The following is a 1,159-nucleotide window of genomic DNA, read 5'->3' as shown; positions in this document are numbered from 1 at the left end:
CATCCTTGCTCTTAGTTTTATCATAACCCGATTCTTTCAAACTCTTCTCGAATTGAGATTTATTTACATCTGTTTCACGATTATGAACACTTTCTTTTCCAGTTTTATTTTCGTACTTGATGGATTTTCCTTCCGCATTTACCCTTCCCTTATTATTCTTCAAATTATCAATGGCGTTCATACCAATAGCAGCACCTTGGGCCATTGCACCTACCGAAGCAGTTGCGGCGGCTAATGCGGCTGGTAATGCAGCGCCACCACTTACTGCTGCTCCAAAGCCAGAAGCGCCAACACCCAATGCACCACCTGCAATTTCAGCTGCACCAACAACGATAGCAGCATAATGACCTGCGGTTCTACCACTATTATAGGCATCGACGTAGCCTGGACTTGCTGCAATAGGATTTCCACCATGAATGTCGTCGTTGAGTGCGGATCCTACACCCGTTGCAAAATCGACCAAACCTTTACAGCATTCCGGCCAGCGTCCATCAGGGTCAGAGAACCGTATTGGGTTGTTAAACGAGTAATGATACGGAGAAAACTCCAATTGTCCTTCGGTCTCCGGATCAACCTGCATGAATCTGCCTGTTGTCGGATCATAAAATCTTGCTTGTAAATCAATATACCCCGTTGCAATTTGCGTTTCCCTACCCAGAAAATTATAACGGTTAATACCATTTCTTGCAACTTGGGTTTGGATTGGACTATTCCGATCAATCTCCAAGCCGAAAGGATAAAAATCATTCTTCTGCAATATATCGCCGTTTTCATTAAATACCACACGGACATTGCCTAAATGATCTTTGACATAGTATTGAAAGGCGATCGCGCCGCTCTTCAACACTGCCTGCCCTTCTGCAAGACCCAGCCGTGAAAATGCATTCGATGCATTGTACTCAAAGCCGCCCGCGTATTTGACCGTCAACGTATCGGCAACATATTTATGTTTTGTTCCGGATGCGTCATAATCATACGTTAATGTTTTCCCATCAATGGATACCGTTTTGGGCAGGTTCAGGTGGTTATAGGTCAGCACGGCACCGCGGTTGCCATCCGAGGTCATGTTGCCGTTTCCATCATAACCGTAGCTGCTGCTGCCACTTTTAACGCCGCTGTTGTTGCCGGATGCATCGCTAATGGAAGACAAGCGGTTACC

The 1,159-nt window shown here is 45.6% G+C and carries 1 protein-coding gene; it reads right to left on the bottom strand.

Going from position 1 to position 1,159, the window contains the following annotated elements; translation table 11 throughout:
* Positions 1-1,159, bottom strand: a 1,159-nt coding sequence (locus tag RB622_RS30120; RefSeq protein WP_308050555.1) for an RHS repeat-associated core domain-containing protein, incomplete at both ends; no start/stop codon positions are given.

Source organism: Dyadobacter sp. LHD-138 (assembly GCF_030929615.1).
Lineage (GTDB): Bacteria > Bacteroidota > Bacteroidia > Cytophagales > Spirosomataceae > Dyadobacter.
This window is presented reverse-complemented; position numbering and strand designations above follow the sequence as displayed.